The organism is Streptococcus sp. CL9.43, from assembly GCF_049737935.1.
Classification (GTDB): Bacteria; Bacillota; Bacilli; order Lactobacillales; family Streptococcaceae; genus Streptococcus; species Streptococcus infantis_I.
The window spans coordinates 1-16,851 of record NZ_JBKOTS010000007.1; the positions used below are offsets into that span (position 1 = coordinate 1).

A 16,851-nucleotide genomic window follows, 5' to 3' on the forward strand; every position below is an offset into this window, starting at 1 on the left:
TTGTCAAGAACTTGAGATAAATTTTTCTTGTTTTTTGTTTTTTACAAAGCAAAAAGCCCACTGTTGTAGGCTTTCTGTAAGATATTTCTTAAAATTAAAGCATCTTGTTGTAGAATAGATTTTATATAAGTTATACTTCATCATGCTTTATAAAAGTTGAATCCATCAAGTTTTTATAATTCCTTCATTAAATAGTGTAAATTAAACTTTACTCAATGGTAGACAAATTAGAGTACAAATTTCAAGATTGATGAGTTCAGCAGGCAAGCAGAAAGCACCGTTTAGGTGCTTTTTAGTTTTCCTGACTTAATTCCAATATTTCTATCACCTTTTGAACAATTTCCCTATGCTGTGGGTACTTTTGAACTTTTAATAGAAGCTCTGTCATCTCTGTATCTTGTACTACCGAATAAGGTAAGAAAAAATCGCTTAATGGAATATCTAAAGCATCTACAATCTTGATAAAGGTTTCTAAAGATATATTCCTATGCCCATTCTCTATTTGACTGATATAAGGAACGCTTAAATTTGTTCTTTCTGCTAATTCTTGTTGTGTAATCTTCTTTGAAACTCGTAAATCTCGGATTTGATTACTTATAGTTTCTAGTATATCATTCATCCTATTGACCTCTGTGTTAAATCTACTATCTATCTTATAGATTAAACAATCTGGTTTACACTCTCTATAGTTAAATTTTGTAGAAAAACTTATTCTATAGTTTAACTTTGTGTGATATAATTGTAACTATAGGGAAATAATGTTTTAATTTATTTAATTAAAGTTAAAAACAGAGGAGATTTATAAGAATAAATAAGAAGCTTAAAGAACTGAACAAAGACTTATAATTCTATTTATCATATAAGATGGGATTATAAATAGAAAAGATAATGTAACTATAACTAATTGTCTAACAGAAGAATCTAATAGAGAACTAAATTACGTACACGAGACATACCTAGGTCTTAATAAAAACAAAGGAAAAAGATTAAACATGAACCAAGAAAAAATTTCTAGCTATATTGTAGGCTTTCTAGTGATATTTGCTCTCTTATTTGGATTATTTGCTTATTTTGCAATAAGCTCCGGTAATCAAGAATATGCTCAAGATACGGAACGTGTTACTAAGCTAGTTGAAGCACTTGAAAATGACACAACAAATATTAAACCAAATATAACGCTAGAGGAGGCTTTGAAGCTTGTTTCTGATGATAGTGAATTGTCATCTGTTAAAAAGGAAGTTAAATACCTAGAAGATAGATACCCAAACGACCACGAGTACAAAATTAGTAGTTTGTCTTCCCGTGTAAACAAAGTGGAATTAAAACTTAATCAACAAATCAAAGATATTAAAGAAGAAAAAGAGCGAGAAAATCAGGCAAAATCGTCAGAAGAAGCAGATAAAAATTCTAAAGAATCTGAGAAAAAGTCTACTGAAGAAAACAAAAAAGTAGATTTAGATGCTTTCTATAACGCAATTCAAGAGGCTCTCGATAAAGTAAATACACAATCAGGAGCAAACATGCTTGAAATGGAAAAAACATCTGTGACACCTGGCATCAAAATTATTCTCACAGAAAATAATGCTTCGTATTCAAACAAAGAACTTAGAGCAATTATTAGTGCACTAAATAAATCTTTATATAAGATTGCCAAATCCCACGGAGTAAACAGTCCTAGATTCTATTACACTCTCAGCGATGAAGAAGTCGCTGTAAATCGATACGTAATGGCACCTGATGAAGTTAAATTTTCTGGAATATTAAAATAGGAGAGCACAATGAACATAGGAAAAATTATTAGAATAACCGAAGACACTATTTATGTAGGATACGAAGATGGAAGTTTAAAGGAAATCAATATCGAGAATTGTGACTTTGAACCTGTAATTGGTGATTATGTAGAAGTTTATGAAGGCATTGTCATAAAAGTTGATGCCAACAAAAGAAAAATGGGGAAAAAAGGCCAATCTAAAAAAATAGGAATTATAGTCACTCTACTACTACTGTTTGTAATTTTTGTTATAAGTTTTATTAATACTAAAGAACAAATTTCAAGCAATCAAACAACTTCAAGTTCAACAAAGTCAACTACAACTACTTCTAAAGTAGAAAGTTCTAAATCTTCTACTACCTCTAGTTCACCGACTACTTCTAGTTCTTCTACCACTACATCTCCTTCAACAAAACCTAAAACTACTGTAGATAGTGATAAATCAAATTATAGTGAAGTAGATTATGATAAGTGGAATCATGATGAAGTACCAGTAAATACTAAAGTTAAGGTTTATGGTAAAGTACTACAAGCTATGGAGAGTGGAAAATCTTATACGCTGAGGGTAGCTATTAATGATGAGTATGATAAAGTTATTTTAGTTTCTATTCCTTCTAGTTACAACAATAGAGTTATTGCAGAAGACGACCATATAACACTCTATGGTGTAGCACAAGGAAGACAGAGTTACGAAACTGTCTTTAAAGCTACAAAGACTTTACCATACATGATTGCCTATATGTACGAAAATTAATACTACATGAGAAACAAAACACAGAACAAAATCATTCACGTCTCAGATAAACATGTAATTATACTACTTAATACTAATGAGACAATAACTATTCCTATTCATGAACTATCCTTTGTTCCAAAAGTAAATGATACTGTTGAAGTTTACCAAAATCAGAATCACGTAGTAGTTTGTCCTCTACCACAGAGCAAAAAGCTTTGGATTCTTATAACCTCAATTACAATTATAATTCTTTTCATTATAGGAACTACTTTTTTATTATTTAGACATCCAGATAGGAATATAGAAACAGTAGATAGTCAATCTTCACAACAAAGCTCCTATACTACTTCTGACTCTTCTGTATCATCCAGCTCTTCTTCCAGCACATCTACTACAAACTCTAGCTCAACTAAAGATAGTATAATAGATACGACAGCAGAAGAACTTAGGGATATGGAAAATGACGGCACACTTAAAACAGGACAACTCTACCACTTCACAACCAAACTGATACGTCAAGAATATTGGGAAGAATATTCAGGACATTTTAAAGCTCTAAATACATATCATACTATTTGGGTAGAAGCTAGCAATGCACCTATTACTGGTGTACAAGTACAAATTAAGAAATCTATGATTGAGGGATGGCAAGAAGGAGCAACCGTTACTTTCACAGTCAAAATCATGGAAGACTCTGAAAAATTTCAATTCTGGGTTGCTACTGATGCTACACTTATCACGACTCCCACAGAAGAAAAGCACACAGAAAGTACAACACAAGAAATTGACTCACAGGCTATTCTACATGGAGACTACTCTAGCATAGCTGGTACTTGGCGGAATGAAACAGGGTACGAATTAGTATTTAATAAGAACGGTTTAGTAAAAGGAGGACAGATAAGTAAAGCAGGGATTTCAAACGAAGGAGTTATAGGACTTGATGTCAGAACAGGACCTACAGGATATGGAATAGAAATTTATCCTCCTGGTATAAGTATCCCCTTTAAACGTTTTGAAAATAATCGTTTGATATCGGCTGAAGATAAATCTGATAAAACAAAAATTAGAATTATAGCTGGACAAAATGCTCCAACTAGCTCAGAACAAGTTTTTTATAAAACAGACTAAATTACAATTGACTCTACTTATAAAATATACCTTAACATCTGAAAATCCCTACAATTACTCATTGCAGGGATTTTGTATATCCTTTATATCACATGAATCTCTTTCAGACAATTCCACACTACTAACACATTTTTGAGATAGAGAGTTAATCGGTGAATAGCAAAATTCACATACATCCTTTACTATTCTATTTTTTAATCAGCTCTTATAAATCCCATTATCACGCGCATTACTAACCACAAACACAAAGAGATAAATTGATACAATTGTACAGTAAAAACTGATAGCTGAATCAAGTCAACACTACAAAAATATAAAATTCTATAATGTAAAACCTCTTTAAATAGCTATTTTTATTCTCTAACTTATCTCATAAGCATACACCTTTATGCCGTGAAAGCAAATTGACAGTAAGTAGGCACAAAGTACGCTAAGAACGTCTCAGACGAAAGGCTTTAGTTTTTCGGATGGACAGTTCATTTGTACGAGAGTGCCTTGTTTCTTGCTGTCAATTAGACCATGGAATAAATTAGGTGTATTTGGTACTTAACAAAGCGTTTCACTCCTTTGCCTTCGCTGATGGCGAGCTAGTCGTTCACACTTTGTATATCTCCAGAATGATACACTTGATACACTAATTTCTAACTTCTTAGGATAAATAAAACAAATAAAATTGAAAATAGAAATGAAATTTACTGTTTCAAGTGTATCAAGAGCATGACCTCAATACATATCCCTTATATCTCTTTGTAGTGTCCAAATTAAGAGGCTCAGAATGAATAAAATAATCAGAATCACCCTCATAAAAACCTTTACAAGTAGATTGTGTTGGCTTAAATACCCAGTTTGATGGCAGTACATCTTTTAACCCTTTGTGAAAGGCTTCCTTAGTTCCTCGTTCTAAACTATTCTTCTCGCAGAATTGTGTATATGCCCACAGCATAAATGAATTTGGCAAGAAAGTAGATTTAACTCGGCTAAATAAATAATGCGAAAACAATTCAATACTTGTCATTGACATACCTTGAACTTCCCTAACTGCAGGATGATGACGAAGGTCCTTGAAACCATCACCAATATCATACTCTAGTGCTCTCATCAACACATATTCTAATACATTCTGACGTTTCAAAAAATCCTGCTTTATTTCTCTATTGTAACCATCTTTGTTGAATTCAGAAACAAAGGGAAGTACAAGAGTCCTTCTTGCTATCGCTTCTTTATCTCCCAGAATCTTAATCAATTGATTAGCCGATTGAACAATCACAGGAGTAAGTCGAGTAGAATAAGGTTGTTTACACTTCTTTTCAATTGTGACGATATCATGAGTTACTAAAGAAAACATAGTAGAAGGGTCTGTTACAACTTTTTCAATAGGATTGTCATCTCCAATAACTAAATGTTTACCTATTAACCGTGAAGTTGCAAAACGGTTTCTACCATCCAGCTCAATCAGTTTCATAGATGCCACATTATTCCCACCTACTAAGTTAATTAATAACTCTTGAAAGCTTCCCTTGCCTGTTCCTCCTTTTCCAATTAGCCAAATAATTCTCTCATCAGCATAACCACTTACTACCGCAAAAATTGTTTGCCATGCTAAGTGAATGAGTTCATCATCATTATTAAATAGTTCATTTAACCAAGAATCAAAAGACCAATCACCTAATAATGGAGACACTGCTTCTAGATTATAGTTTGTTTGTATCTTATGTGTGAACACAATTGAAGGACTGTATTTCATTCTATACCGATAATAAGTATCATAAATACAATTCCCTAAAGCTATGTAACGTAAACCTTGATATATACTTACATTTTTACAGTTACAACTTAGTGCACAAATAATCTCGTTTATATCAGTACTCCTAAAAGAAGGTTCTAATCTTCTTACTAATTTAGGAACTATATCCCAAGCAGGTTGGTAAATTCCTTCCTGTGGATTATAAACAAAAAGGCTCTCTCCACCAGTATCTCCTGTTTCAGATATGTTAACTAGAAATAGACGAGCTATTAAAAAGTCCGCCATAATGTAAAAAGGAGCTCTTTTCTTTTTCAACCTAAATTTATCTGAATCATCTATATAAGGGTCAGAATCAATTACCCCATTCTTAAACATTCTCCATTCTTCTTTGTATTTATCCAAAAGACTGACATTATCAAAATCTTGAATAGCATTTTTAGGGTAAGATTCAAATTTAATATCTGCTTCTAGAGCAGAGTGCTTTGGTTTTATAGTAATTAATGCCATTAGAAAAATCCTTTCTTCTATAAAGATTACACTGTATCGTGTATTTTGGTAATCGAATCTGTGATTCAACATGGTAAAAAAATTCTATGTATTTTAAGTAATCATAGGAAGTTTCAGCTATATTTATTATTTCTTCATACAATATAGTTACTCCTTTTTAGTAGTTGAGAGGAACTTCATAACATCTGATTTCTTATAGAAGACTTTACGAGTTCCTTCTATTGGTGGACAGTATCGGATTAACCCCAAACGCTCCCATTCATGCAGAGTTACTAAACTAATACCTAGTTCTTTGATTAACTCTTTCTGTTGAATCAAGCCGAACGAGTCACTATGAGATGGAAGCACTGCGTTTGATAGATAATCATCTATTAAAAATTCAACCCTTCCCAACAATGCTAGTTCTGCTTCTTGTGATAATATTCCTTGTGGTATCACATATATACCTCCTTTCTTGTCTATTTGTACATAACAATTTAATTAAACTTTTACAGCTTGCCTTTTACCTAGGTTTATTAACTTAGGTTATTTTTGAATTTTATCAGTTTTCTATTTACTTGTCAAGAGTTTTCTGTTAAAATATTACTAAAGTTATTAAACGGAGGTTAAACATGATAGGAGCATATCTTAAAAAATACCGCATAGAAGGCGATGTAACTACTAAAAGCCTTGCTGAAGACCTGAAAGTTTCTCAATCTTATATCTCACAAATTGAAAATGAGAAAAAGATTCCCAGTTTAACTAAACTCTTTGAAATTACTGAAAGTATTGCTTCTTTCTCTATAAAAGAAAAATGCGAACAAGACGGATTAGAGTTTGATGAATACTACATTAGATATCAAGAATTAGCTAGCTCTTATATTGATGATATAATCAAAAATATCAACGTGGATTCAGTTCATAATGATAAAGAGAAGCAACTTTTAAAAGATTTAATTGAATTAAGAAATGGTGAATCCATATTCTCAAAGTTAAAAACATACAAAGATATTAGCCAAGATATTATCAGTGGGGAAAATATCAAAATTAACCTTGATTATATCTTTAGGAAGAATGTAAAAATAACTATTGATGGTCAAGCACTCACAACTGAAGACTTAACCGCTCTACAAATACTAATCGAAGGTATTCGTTCTAGACACAAATCATAATATCTATTTTCATAACCTCTTACAGCTTGCCTGCTGATGTTAGAAAGGTTAAAAAATGAAAATAGCAGAAATAAAGAAACAAAATGGTAGCACTGTATATCGTTCTAGAGTATATCTTGGTATAGATTCACAAACTGGAAAAAGAATACAAGCTAATCTAACCGCTAGAACTAAAACTGAATTGAAGAAAAAAGCTCAATTAGCTAAAGCTGATTTCCAAAATAATGGTTTTAGTAAGAAAGAGAACATTTCACTAACAAGCTATGAAGAAGTAGCTCAATTATGGTGGGAAAGCTATCAACACACAGTAAAACCAAACACACAAGATTCTGTAAAGAGACTACTATCTAACCATGTGATTCCTTTATTTGGGTCTTATAAGCTAGATAAATTAACTACCCCTACTATTCAGCGTATTGTTAATCAACTAGCTCTACGTGCTAACAAAAGAGAAGACGGAGCATTTCTACACTATGATAAAATTCACGCGCTAAATAAACGTATCCTACAATATGCTGTGACAATGCAAATTATTGATATAAATCCAGCCCGTGAAGTTATTCTTCCTCGTAAAATAAAAAAAGGGAGGACAAAAGTTAAGCACTTTAATAACTTAGAATTAAAGCAATTCCTCAGTTATTTAGAAGAGGCTGACTTAGCAATATACAGAAATATCTATGAAATTACTTTGTATAAGTTTCTTCTTGCTACTGGTTGCCGTATTAACGAAGCCTTAGCTCTACATTGGTCAGATATTGACCTACATAATGCGACTGTGAATATCACAAAAACACTAAATCATTTAGGTGAGATTAACAGTCCAAAGTCTGAGGCAAGTTATCGTACAATTGATATTGATGCACAAACTATAGAAGTCTTAAAAGTGTATCAAAAAAGACAAAGACAAGAAGCTTGGAAACTTGGTCGAACTGAAACTATTGTCTTCTCAGATTTTATTCATAAATACCCAAACAATAAAACACTATCAACTCGTTTAAACACACGTTTCAAACATGCTGGTGTACCTAATATTGGATTTCACGGATTTAGACACACACACGCTAGTCTCTTGTTAAACTCTGGAATACCATATAAAGAATTACAACACCGTCTAGGTCATTCTACATTGGCTATGACTATGGACACTTACAGTCATCTCTCTAAAGAAAAAGCAAAAACAGCCGTCTCATTTTATGAGAAAGCTGTTAGTTCGTTATGAGTGATGACAAAAATGATGACAAACCCAGAAATCAACGTTTTAAGACAAAGCAAAAAGCCTACTGTTGTAGGCTTTTCGTAAGATATATCTTAAAATTAAAGCATTTTGTTGTAGAATTCAACGATAAGTGCTTCGTTGATTTCTGGGTTGATTTCATCACGTTCTGGCAAACGAGTCAATGAACCTTCCAATTTTTCAGCATCGAATGATACGAATGCTGGGCGTCCAAGAGTAGCTTCAACCGCTTCAAGGATTGCTGGAACTTTCAATGATTTTTCGCGAACTGAGATTACTTGACCTGGAGTTACGCGGTATGATGGGATATCAACACGTTTTCCGTCAACAAGGATGTGTCCGTGGTTTACGAATTGACGAGCTTGACGACGAGTAGTCGCAAGACCAAGACGGTAAACTACGTTATCCAAACGACGTTCCAAAAGAAGCATGAAGTTGAAACCTAGGATTCCGCCCTTGATTTTTGTAGCTTGTACGAACAAGTTACGGAATTGTTTTTCACCTACTCCGTAAGTGAAACGAAGTTTTTGTTTTTCAGCTAATTGCAAACCGTATTCTGACAATTTAGAACGGTTGTTTGGTCCGTGTTGTCCTGGTACGTAGTTACGACGTGCCAATTCTTTACCTGTACCTGTAAGTGAAAGGCCAAGGCGACGAGCTTGTTTCCAAGATGGTCCTGTATAACGTGACATGTGTATGTCCTCCTAATATAAATATAATTTCGGCGGAAATAGTCACTCAGAAAGCCCTGATTCGTGCAGATGCCCTTCGCCTAAACAGCCAAGGTTACTTGTTATAAGACACCTGTTGACGAGCTTCATGCTTTCCTGCTGCTATTTCACACAAAGGCTATTGTACCATGAAATACTACATTTGTAAAGAGAATTTTCTATCTAATTTATTTTTCGTTAAATTTAGATAAGGTATCCAAATATTGGTTATTAATCACCGCCATGATATAGGAGTCAGCTTTCAATAGATCATTCGGCCCAAACTGAACATCCAAGGGAGCATTTTCATAGTCACGAAAACCAAGAATATTGAGATTGTATTGTCCTCGAAGATCAAGTTCACTTAGACTCTTGCCTGACCACGATTGTGGAATTTTCATCTCAACAATAGAGACATTTTTGTCCAACTGAAAAACATCAACGCTGTTATTAAATAAAATAGTCTGCGCCAACGAACGACCCATCTCATATTCTGGTGAAATGACTGAATCTGCGCCAATTTTTTCAAGGACTTTTTTTGCTGTATGGCTTTTAACCTTAGCAATAACAGTTGGTACTCCTAGACTCTTGCAATGCATGACTGCAAGCACACTAGATTCTAAATTTTCCCCAGTTGCCACCACAACTGTATCGCAGGTATCAATTCCTGCTGAGAGCAAGAGCTCTTCATCGGTAATATCTCCAACAACTCCACGTACCAAGACTGGTTCGAACTGATTGATTCGTTCCTCATGGTCGTCAATGGCGATAATATTTATATCATGCTGAGCGAGAGCGGTAAGTACACTACTCCCAAAAATACCCAAACCTAAAATTCCAATTGTCCGATCTGACATAGTTTATCCTTTCTTATCCTATCGTAATATCTGCTTTCATATAGTGGATCATATCTTTCTTATCTGGTTGATACTCAGCCAAACTAACTAATAGCGTCAGTGGTCCAATTCGTCCAATAAACATCAGTAGCATGATAATGCTAAGAGCTAATCTACCTAACTCTGGTGTCAGATTTGCCGTCACTCCGACCGTGGCAAGGGCAGAAATCGTTTCGAACATGATGTAGATAAAGCGCGGATTCCCCTCAGCTGTTATTCCTACTAAGATTAAACCTGATAAAAAAGTTATCAAGAAGATAATAAAGACACTGAATGATTTTTGGACTGTCCGAGGTAAAATTGTTCTCCGAGCTACATTGGCATGGGGTAATCCTAAAAGTTCACTGCGTGCAAAGACCAATAATACAAAGAAGGTTGTGATTTTAAGCCCCCCGGCTGTTCCACCAGGCGCCCCACCGAGAAACATTTGTAAGATATAAATCAGCAAAGTAACAGGCCGAGCCTGGGTGTAATCAATAGAAGCAAAACCTGCCGTTCTCATGCTAACTGTTTGGAAAAAACTGACTAGCAATTTATCAGGGATGCTGAGATTGCCAATCGTTCCCGGATTGTTCCACTCTATCAAGAGGGTTGAAACTGTTCCAGTAAATAAAATTCCAGCTGTCAAGAAGAGAACCAACTTGGTATGGAAGCGAAGCCGCCGTTTTTTCTTGCTCAACTGCGTGGCCAGGTCAAACCAAACCATGAACCCTAGACCACCTGTGATGATCAAAGCAGCAAGCACTAGATTAATCAAAGGATCAGTTTGAAAAGCTACTAAACTTGTACTTCCAAAATTATCAAAACCAGCATTACAGAAAGCTGAAATAGCTACGAAGATAGAGGTAAAAATTCCTCGGCCCCAACCAAATTCCGGAACAAAACGAAAACTTAACAGGAAGGCTCCGAGCCCTTCAACGATAAAAGTCGTCAAGAAAATCGAACGTATGAAAACCATTAAAGACTGAGTTTCTCCATAACTAAAGCTCTCCAGAATTGTTTCACGGCTACGAAGACTTAGCTTTTGCTTACTTTGAATATAAAAGACCCCTATAAAGGTCATAAGACCCAAACCACCAATCTGGATCAAAAACATACAGATTAACTGACCCCAGATGTTATATGTGGTAGCTACTGGTTGAGTAAAGAGTCCTGTCACACAGACCATGGATACTGCTGTAAAGAGATGGTCGAAATAGGTCGCTTGGGAGCTTGTTGCTTGCACAAATGGCAGACTCAAAAGAAGAGAGCCTGCGAAAATAACCAAAGCAAAACTTAAAAAAATTCGACGAGCAGGTGATAAACGTCCCAAGGTCGTGTTTATTTTTTCCGAAAATGATTTGAATAACATAGCTACATTGTACCATAAAACAGTTAAAGCAGTCACATATGACTAACAATTTCAAGACAGAGTTCTAAGGCCTTGTCAAAAGCTTCTGCGCCCCAATCGCGCTGGTCATAGTTATCAAGATCTGCCAATGAATCAGCCGTGAACAGCAACTCACCCCAAACGACCCCTCGAAGCTGGGCAACTGCTGCCAGTGCCGAACACTCCATCTCCACAACTGCACAGCCTTCTTCCTTACGATAGGCCACTTTTTCAGCTGTTTCTCGGTAAAAACCATCTGTCGTCCAAGTCATAACCTCTTCATAAGGAATACCTAGTTGTTCCAAGACTTGCTCGATAGCAGAAATCGCCTCTACATGTACATCCATATAACGAGAAGGCGCTGCATAGTGGTAGCTGGTCCCCTCATCTCGCAGAGCGCGAACAGGGACGAGAAAGGCATTTTCCTCTATATCGGCTAGGACTCCACAAGTTCCAGTGGAAATGATTTGCTCCACACCATAGCCAATCAACCAATCCATAAACTGGGCAGCTGGGGCAGAACCAACGGGAGCCTGGGCAAGACAAATCTCCTCGCCCTTGTAGTTGATGACATAGACTGGATAAGTCTTGGTGGCAGAAATGAACTCGCCAACGCACTCTGCTCCTATTTCCTGGGCGTAGCGGTCAATCTCCTCCTCCAAAAATGCATAGATACACTTCTTTGGCAATTGTAAATCTAATCCTTCGTGATTTGGCATGATGACTGCCTGAGGATTGTCATCAAATTCTAAAATAGGAATGGCATATTTTTGAATCATAAAGCACCTCCTCTAAATTTGTACTATTATAACAAAAGCTAAACGAAAGTCAAGACGGGAGGCTAAGTCAAATCAGAAAAACCTACCTTAAGTAGGAAACAACAATTAAATGCTTTTTTCGTCATAATAAAATTGCTATAGCTTAGGAATTAGTTTATAATAGATTGAATTTAAAAAAGGGAGAAATCTTATGAAATTCTATTCATATGACTATGTTCTCAGTCAGATTAGTCAACAGAATTGGACCATGATTATTGTGTCGACATTCTTAGTGATTGTGACTGGATTCTTTGCATTTAAGGCTTTCAAAGATAAAAGAGGGAGTAAGTTCCGTGAATTATCGCTCATTTCTATTTTGACGTTAATTGCTTTTGTATTGATTAGCATTACGAATTTTCAAAATAACCAATCCAATGATAATCAATTTCGTAGTTCCTTACACTTCATCGAGATTGTATCAAAAGAGTTAGGTGTTGATAAAAAAGATATTTATGTCAATACTTCAGCTACTACTGATGGAGCTATTATTAAGGTTGGCGACAATTTTTATCGCGCCATTAGCGGGACTGACCAAGATAGCTATTTATTAGAAAAAATGGAACTCTATAAATCAGATGTGGAACTCGTGGAGGTTGAAAAATGATAAGCTTTTTTGCTACGATTGCAATTAAATTAGCCTTGGGGCTTCTTTCTCTTGTTTTTGTTATTAACGTAACAGGTAAAGGAAATCTGGCACCAAGTTCTGCAGTAGATCAAATCCAGAACTTTGTTCTCGGAGGTATTATCGGTGGGGTTATCTACAATAGTTCGATTACCATCATCCAATACATTGTTATCCTCATTATTTGGACTATTCTCATTTTACTCCTTAAATGGCTGAATACCAATATTTCCTTTTTCAAACACTTAATTGACGGGAAACCAACTATTATCATTAAAAACGGTAAGTTAGATCCTGAAGCCTGTCGCTCAAAAGGTCTTGCAGCTGCAGATGTAGCTCTTAAATTGCGCGCTCAAGGAATTTTCCAATTGAAGGATGTCAAGAGAGCTGTGATTGAGCAAAATGGACAGCTGATTGTCGTAAGAATGGGTGACGAAAATCCTAAGTACCCAGTGATTACAGATGGTGTTGTCCAAGTTGAAATCTTAGAAACCATTGGCAAATCCGAGGAGTGGCTAACTGAGAAATTGAAAGATGAAGGTTTCGAAGAAGTCTCAAATATCTTTATCGCTGAATATGATAAAGGTCAATTGAATGTTGTAACCTATTAAAAAAACAAACTGATGCTTTTCGTATCAGTTTTTTGCTTTTTAGCATAAAAGGGTATATACTTAAATTAGTATCTGATGTAATTTAGATAATACAAAAAAATAACGGAGGTATACCCCATGTCAATCGAAGAAAAATTCAACCAAGCTAAAGGTTCTGTTAAAGAAGGTTTTGGTAAACTAACTGGCGATACAAAAACTCAAGCAGAAGGAGCTGCAGAAAAGGTAGCTTCAAAAGCTAAAGAAGTTGTTGAAGATGCAAAAGAAGCTGTCGAAGGTGCAGTATCTGGCGTAAAAAACATCTTTAAAAAAGACGGAGAATAATTCTTTTTCGTCCTAATAACATAAGAAAATCTCCCTTCTCTTTCGAGAAAGGAGATTTTTTTATGGTCGTCCACCAGGACCTCCATTTCCTTGAGGGCCACCTCCACCAGGCATCGAATTGACAATCTCAGTTTGTTTTTCACCATTGAGATAGATGTCTCCACCTGTGTAGGTCGCTGTTCCATCAAAGTCAAAACCAGTTTGACCAGTCATTTTGATGGTTCCGCCATTGACTGTGATATTACCGTTTGAGTCAATTGGATCTGTATCCCCTTGACCAACTTCAACCGTCAAGTTCCCACCATTCATAGTAAAGAAGATTTCACTTTGTTGGGCATTTTTGTTGGCCGCATTGACACCATCATCTGTTGAATAGATGGTGATGTCTCCACCGTTGATAGTGATTGACTTACCTTCAAGCCCTTCTGTAGAATTCTTAACGGTATAGGTACCACTATCAATAACCAAATCACCTGATGCGTGGATACCATCGTCCCCTGCAGTAACAGTGATGGTATTATCAGAGAGATACATGGTTCCTACAGATGTGTCCTCATCATTGTCGACCTTAACTCCGTCTTCCTTGGCATCGATAGTCATGGTTGTGCCAGTAATATTGAGTTCATCATTGACATTAAAAGCGTCTCCGACTGCTGTTATATTGTAGGTTCCACCTGTGATGTGAAGTGTATCGTTGGCCTTAATACCATTGTTTTTCTTACCATCTACATTGAGAGTTCCTTTACCGTTGATGGTCAAGTCCACTTTAGAGAAGAGGGCCGCGTCAGCTTTTTCATCACTATTAGAAGCAGAATCTGACAGGCTATTGGTTGTACCATCTGCTAGAGTTAGGTAAACATGACCAGCCGATGTTGCAGAAATAGGTGCATTGGCATTGGTCATGGTAGCGCCGTTTAGTACGATATGTACATCATCAGAATTTCCAGCTTCGATCTTAATTTGAACTCCATCAGATTGACCAGAGATCACATAGATACCTGACTTAGAGATTGTAACGGTAGATCCTGATACGGCAACTCCGTCACCTGATACCTTCGCCGTTGATCCTGACAAAGTTACAGTTGCTGCTGTCTTTTCATCATAGGAAGTATTATAGTCCTTGTCTGTGAAATAGTTAGTTTTCTTAGCATCTGTAGTTGATGTCGTTTTCGTTGTCGCAGTATTGCTAGCTGTTGTATTTGAAGTTGACTGGGTACAAGCTGTCACTAGTGCTAGAGTTGCTATACTCGTTAATAAGAATGTCCATTTTTTTGCTTTCATGCTCGTTTCCTCGACTTTCATTTTACATGCTCTTAGTCTACGTGACTTTCCTAAAATAAGCCTAAACTTTTTCTGAAAGTTTTCTTAACCCCATCCGAACTTCATTAACAATCATTGCTTATGGTACAAAAAAGAACAGCATTTCGCTGTTCTTTTAATTTTCTTTGACTGGAATTTCTTTGATAACTCGTGCTGGGTTGCCTGCCAGAACTACATTATCCCCAAAAGATTTAGTAATGACAGCTCCTGCTCCTGCAACAACGTTATCACCTAGTGTAACACCTGGAAGGACTATAACTCCACCACCTGCCCAGAAGTTCTTGCCAATTGTAATTGGTTTCCCAAATTCTAAACCTGAATTCCGTTCATCTGGATTCAGTGGATGAAGGGGTGTTAAAAATTGGCAGTTAGGACCAATCATAGCATTGTCGCCAATGGTAATAGGACAAACATCCAACATGGTCAAATTCCAATTGGAATAAAAATTTTCTCCCAAGTGGATATTAACTCCATAATCCACCATCAAACGAGTATTGATATAGAGATTTTCACCAGTAGAACCAAACCATCCTTTGATGATTCCCATCCCTTTCACTGGGTCCACTTCCTCATTAAAAGTTGCCTGTTTTTGACGTGCTGTTTGTGCCAGAGCACGAAGTTCTGGATCAAAGGGATGGTAGGGTTCCCCTGCAATCATTTTTTGGTATTCTGTTTTCATGTGATTACTTTCTTGTCTATTTTAGATGATTGTAGCATAGTTCCAACCTTAAAACAAGTTAGAATCAAACTTTACGTTTATAAAGATAAAAAAACTAGTACATCATTAAATGTACTAGTTTTTAAGTAGAAAGTTAACTATTTCCCTTCTTTAAAAGTCAGATTAGTCTTCTTTCTTTTTACGCGCGATAAGTCCAAATCCACTCAAGACACCTACTAAACCAAGAGCAGCAAGGCTAGCATGATCTTCAGTACCAGTATTTGGCAATTGAGGAGCATCTTCCTTAGTTTCTACTGTATGAGCTACTGGAGCTGGTGTAGTTGGTTTAACTGGCACTGATGCTGGTTTTGGAGTTGGTGCTGGAGTTGGCGCTGGCGCTGGAGTTGGCGCTGGTGCTGGCGTTGGCGCTGGCGCTGGTGATGGCGTTGGCGCTGGTGCTGGCGCTGGCGCTGGAGTTGGTGATGGCGTTGGTGTCACTTTCTTCTTGTAAATGTGTTGGACATTACCATCTTTATCGACAACTGTCTTCACAAACTCGTAACCTGGAATATCTTTCTTAGGTTGTTCTCCATCCTCGGTTGGATATCCTGGAATTGGGTTTCCGTTTTCGTCAACATGAGTTGTTGTGATCTTTTCGTAGACATGTTCTGTATCGCCGTTTGGCAATTTCTTAGTCTCTACGAAGCGGTATCCTGGAATATCTTTTTTAGGTTGTTCTCCATCCTCGGTTGGATATCCTGGAATTTCATTTCCGTCTTTATCCTTGTGACTAGTCTTCACTTTTTCGTAGACATGTTCTGTGTCACCGTTTGGAAGTTTCTTAGTCTCTACGAAGCGGTAACCTGGGATATCTTTCTTAGGTTGTTCACCGTCTTCTGTTGGGTTACCTGGAATTGGTTTACCATCTTTGTCTACAAACGTAGTAACTGGGGTTACAGTTGGGGTGTATGTTGCAGAAGCTTTTGTTCCGTTCATATCTTCACGCACAACTGTCACTGATGGAGCAGTTCCAGTAAATTCTGGTTCTGGTTTAAAGGTTACTGTTCCATCTGGAGCTACTGTGTATGTACCGACTCCTTCAACAGTCTTAGTTGTTGAACCATCTTCAAATGTAGCTGGAACATCATCATTCATAGGCACACGGCTATCGCCTTCCTTGAATGTTGGTTTGCCAGATTGTTCTTTACCTTTTGGTCCAATAGATGTAACAGGTTCTGCTGTTGGTGTTACTGGA

At 36.4% G+C, this 16,851-nt stretch carries 18 protein-coding genes; 8 read left to right on the plus strand and 10 right to left on the minus strand.

What is annotated here, in order from left to right; genetic code table 11:
• Window positions 1-292: 292 nt before the first annotated feature.
• A complete protein-coding gene (locus tag ACLNCS_RS08320) occupies window positions 293-619 on the minus strand; it encodes a helix-turn-helix domain-containing protein (protein ID WP_042901951.1) in 327 nt (108 codons plus the stop codon).
• A gap of 373 nt (window positions 620-992) precedes the next feature.
• Between ACLNCS_RS08320 and ACLNCS_RS08325 the strand changes: the two genes are divergently transcribed.
• Genes ACLNCS_RS08325 through ACLNCS_RS08335 form a run of 3 tightly spaced genes read left to right on the plus strand, consistent with a single transcriptional unit; the run spans window position 993 to window position 3,635 of the window.
• Window positions 993-1,769, plus strand: a complete 777-nt coding sequence (locus tag ACLNCS_RS08325) for a hypothetical protein (protein ID WP_424848237.1) — start codon at window positions 993-995, stop codon at window positions 1,767-1,769.
• A 9-nt stretch (window positions 1,770-1,778) separates the two neighbouring features.
• On the plus strand, window positions 1,779-2,525 hold the full coding sequence (locus ACLNCS_RS08330; RefSeq protein ID WP_424848239.1) for a hypothetical protein: 747 nt from the start codon (window positions 1,779-1,781) through the stop codon (window positions 2,523-2,525).
• A gap of 6 nt (window positions 2,526-2,531) precedes the next feature.
• On the plus strand, window positions 2,532-3,635 hold the full coding sequence (locus ACLNCS_RS08335) for a DUF6287 domain-containing protein (RefSeq protein WP_424848241.1): 1,104 nt from the start codon (window positions 2,532-2,534) through the stop codon (window positions 3,633-3,635).
• Window positions 3,636-4,344: 709 nt separating this feature from the next.
• Here the strand turns inward: ACLNCS_RS08335 and ACLNCS_RS08340 are convergent.
• Entirely contained in the window at window positions 4,345-5,886 is a 1,542-nt protein-coding gene (locus ACLNCS_RS08340; RefSeq protein WP_424848243.1) for a phage/plasmid primase, P4 family, read from the minus strand.
• Between the two features lie 147 nt (window positions 5,887-6,033).
• A complete protein-coding gene (locus ACLNCS_RS08345) occupies window positions 6,034-6,324 on the minus strand; it encodes a hypothetical protein (RefSeq protein WP_424848245.1) in 291 nt (96 codons plus the stop codon).
• A 173-nt stretch (window positions 6,325-6,497) separates the two neighbouring features.
• On the opposite strand from ACLNCS_RS08345, the gene ACLNCS_RS08350 reads away from it, so the two are divergent.
• Window positions 6,498-7,037: a helix-turn-helix domain-containing protein gene (locus ACLNCS_RS08350; RefSeq protein ID WP_424848247.1), complete on the plus strand. Its 540-nt coding sequence runs from the start codon at window positions 6,498-6,500 to the stop codon at window positions 7,035-7,037.
• A 55-nt stretch (window positions 7,038-7,092) separates the two neighbouring features.
• Entirely contained in the window at window positions 7,093-8,256 is a 1,164-nt protein-coding gene (locus tag ACLNCS_RS08355; RefSeq protein WP_424848249.1) for a tyrosine-type recombinase/integrase, read from the plus strand.
• A 95-nt stretch (window positions 8,257-8,351) separates the two neighbouring features.
• On the opposite strand, the gene rpsD is transcribed toward ACLNCS_RS08355, so the two are convergent.
• The 4 genes from rpsD to ACLNCS_RS08375 all read right to left on the minus strand — a co-directional run bounded on the left by rpsD (window position 8,352) and on the right by ACLNCS_RS08375 (window position 12,025).
• Window positions 8,352-8,963, minus strand: coding sequence for a 30S ribosomal protein S4 (gene rpsD / locus ACLNCS_RS08360; RefSeq protein WP_004253981.1), 612 nt, complete (start codon window positions 8,961-8,963; stop codon window positions 8,352-8,354).
• Window positions 8,964-9,169: 206 nt separating this feature from the next.
• The gene (locus ACLNCS_RS08365; RefSeq protein WP_424848252.1) at window positions 9,170-9,838 is read right to left on the minus strand and encodes a potassium channel family protein; all 669 of its coding nucleotides are present in this window, start codon (window positions 9,836-9,838) and stop codon (window positions 9,170-9,172) included.
• A gap of 13 nt (window positions 9,839-9,851) precedes the next feature.
• Window positions 9,852-11,228, minus strand: a complete 1,377-nt coding sequence (locus ACLNCS_RS08370; RefSeq protein ID WP_424848254.1) for a TrkH family potassium uptake protein — start codon at window positions 11,226-11,228, stop codon at window positions 9,852-9,854.
• A 32-nt stretch (window positions 11,229-11,260) separates the two neighbouring features.
• Entirely contained in the window at window positions 11,261-12,025 is a 765-nt protein-coding gene (locus tag ACLNCS_RS08375) for a nucleoside phosphorylase (protein WP_424848256.1), read from the minus strand.
• Between the two features lie 190 nt (window positions 12,026-12,215).
• Here ACLNCS_RS08375 and ACLNCS_RS08380 point away from each other — a divergent pair, with 190 nt between their 5' ends.
• From ACLNCS_RS08380 to ACLNCS_RS08390, 3 genes are all read left to right on the plus strand, one after another.
• Window positions 12,216-12,668, plus strand: a complete 453-nt coding sequence (locus ACLNCS_RS08380; RefSeq protein WP_424848258.1) for a DUF3290 family protein — start codon at window positions 12,216-12,218, stop codon at window positions 12,666-12,668.
• Entirely contained in the window at window positions 12,665-13,297 is a 633-nt protein-coding gene (locus ACLNCS_RS08385) for a DUF421 domain-containing protein (protein ID WP_424848260.1), read from the plus strand. Before ACLNCS_RS08380 ends, ACLNCS_RS08385 begins: the two co-directional genes overlap by 4 nt.
• A gap of 117 nt (window positions 13,298-13,414) precedes the next feature.
• Window positions 13,415-13,618 carry a CsbD family protein gene (locus ACLNCS_RS08390; protein ID WP_006147787.1) on the plus strand — a complete coding sequence of 68 codons (204 nt, stop codon included), beginning with the start codon at window positions 13,415-13,417 and terminating at the stop codon, window positions 13,616-13,618.
• A gap of 60 nt (window positions 13,619-13,678) precedes the next feature.
• On the opposite strand, the gene ACLNCS_RS08395 is transcribed toward ACLNCS_RS08390, so the two are convergent.
• The 3 genes from ACLNCS_RS08395 to ACLNCS_RS08405 all read right to left on the minus strand — a co-directional run.
• Entirely contained in the window at window positions 13,679-14,899 is a 1,221-nt protein-coding gene (locus ACLNCS_RS08395) for a carbohydrate-binding domain-containing protein (RefSeq protein ID WP_070678262.1), read from the minus strand.
• 154 nt (window positions 14,900-15,053) lie between these two features.
• Window positions 15,054-15,617 carry a sugar O-acetyltransferase gene (locus tag ACLNCS_RS08400; protein ID WP_006153993.1) on the minus strand — a complete coding sequence of 188 codons (564 nt, stop codon included), beginning with the start codon at window positions 15,615-15,617 and terminating at the stop codon, window positions 15,054-15,056.
• A 162-nt stretch (window positions 15,618-15,779) separates the two neighbouring features.
• A partial coding sequence (locus ACLNCS_RS08405) for an LPXTG cell wall anchor domain-containing protein (protein WP_424848263.1) occupies window positions 15,780-16,851 on the minus strand: 1,072 nt, incomplete at its 5' end.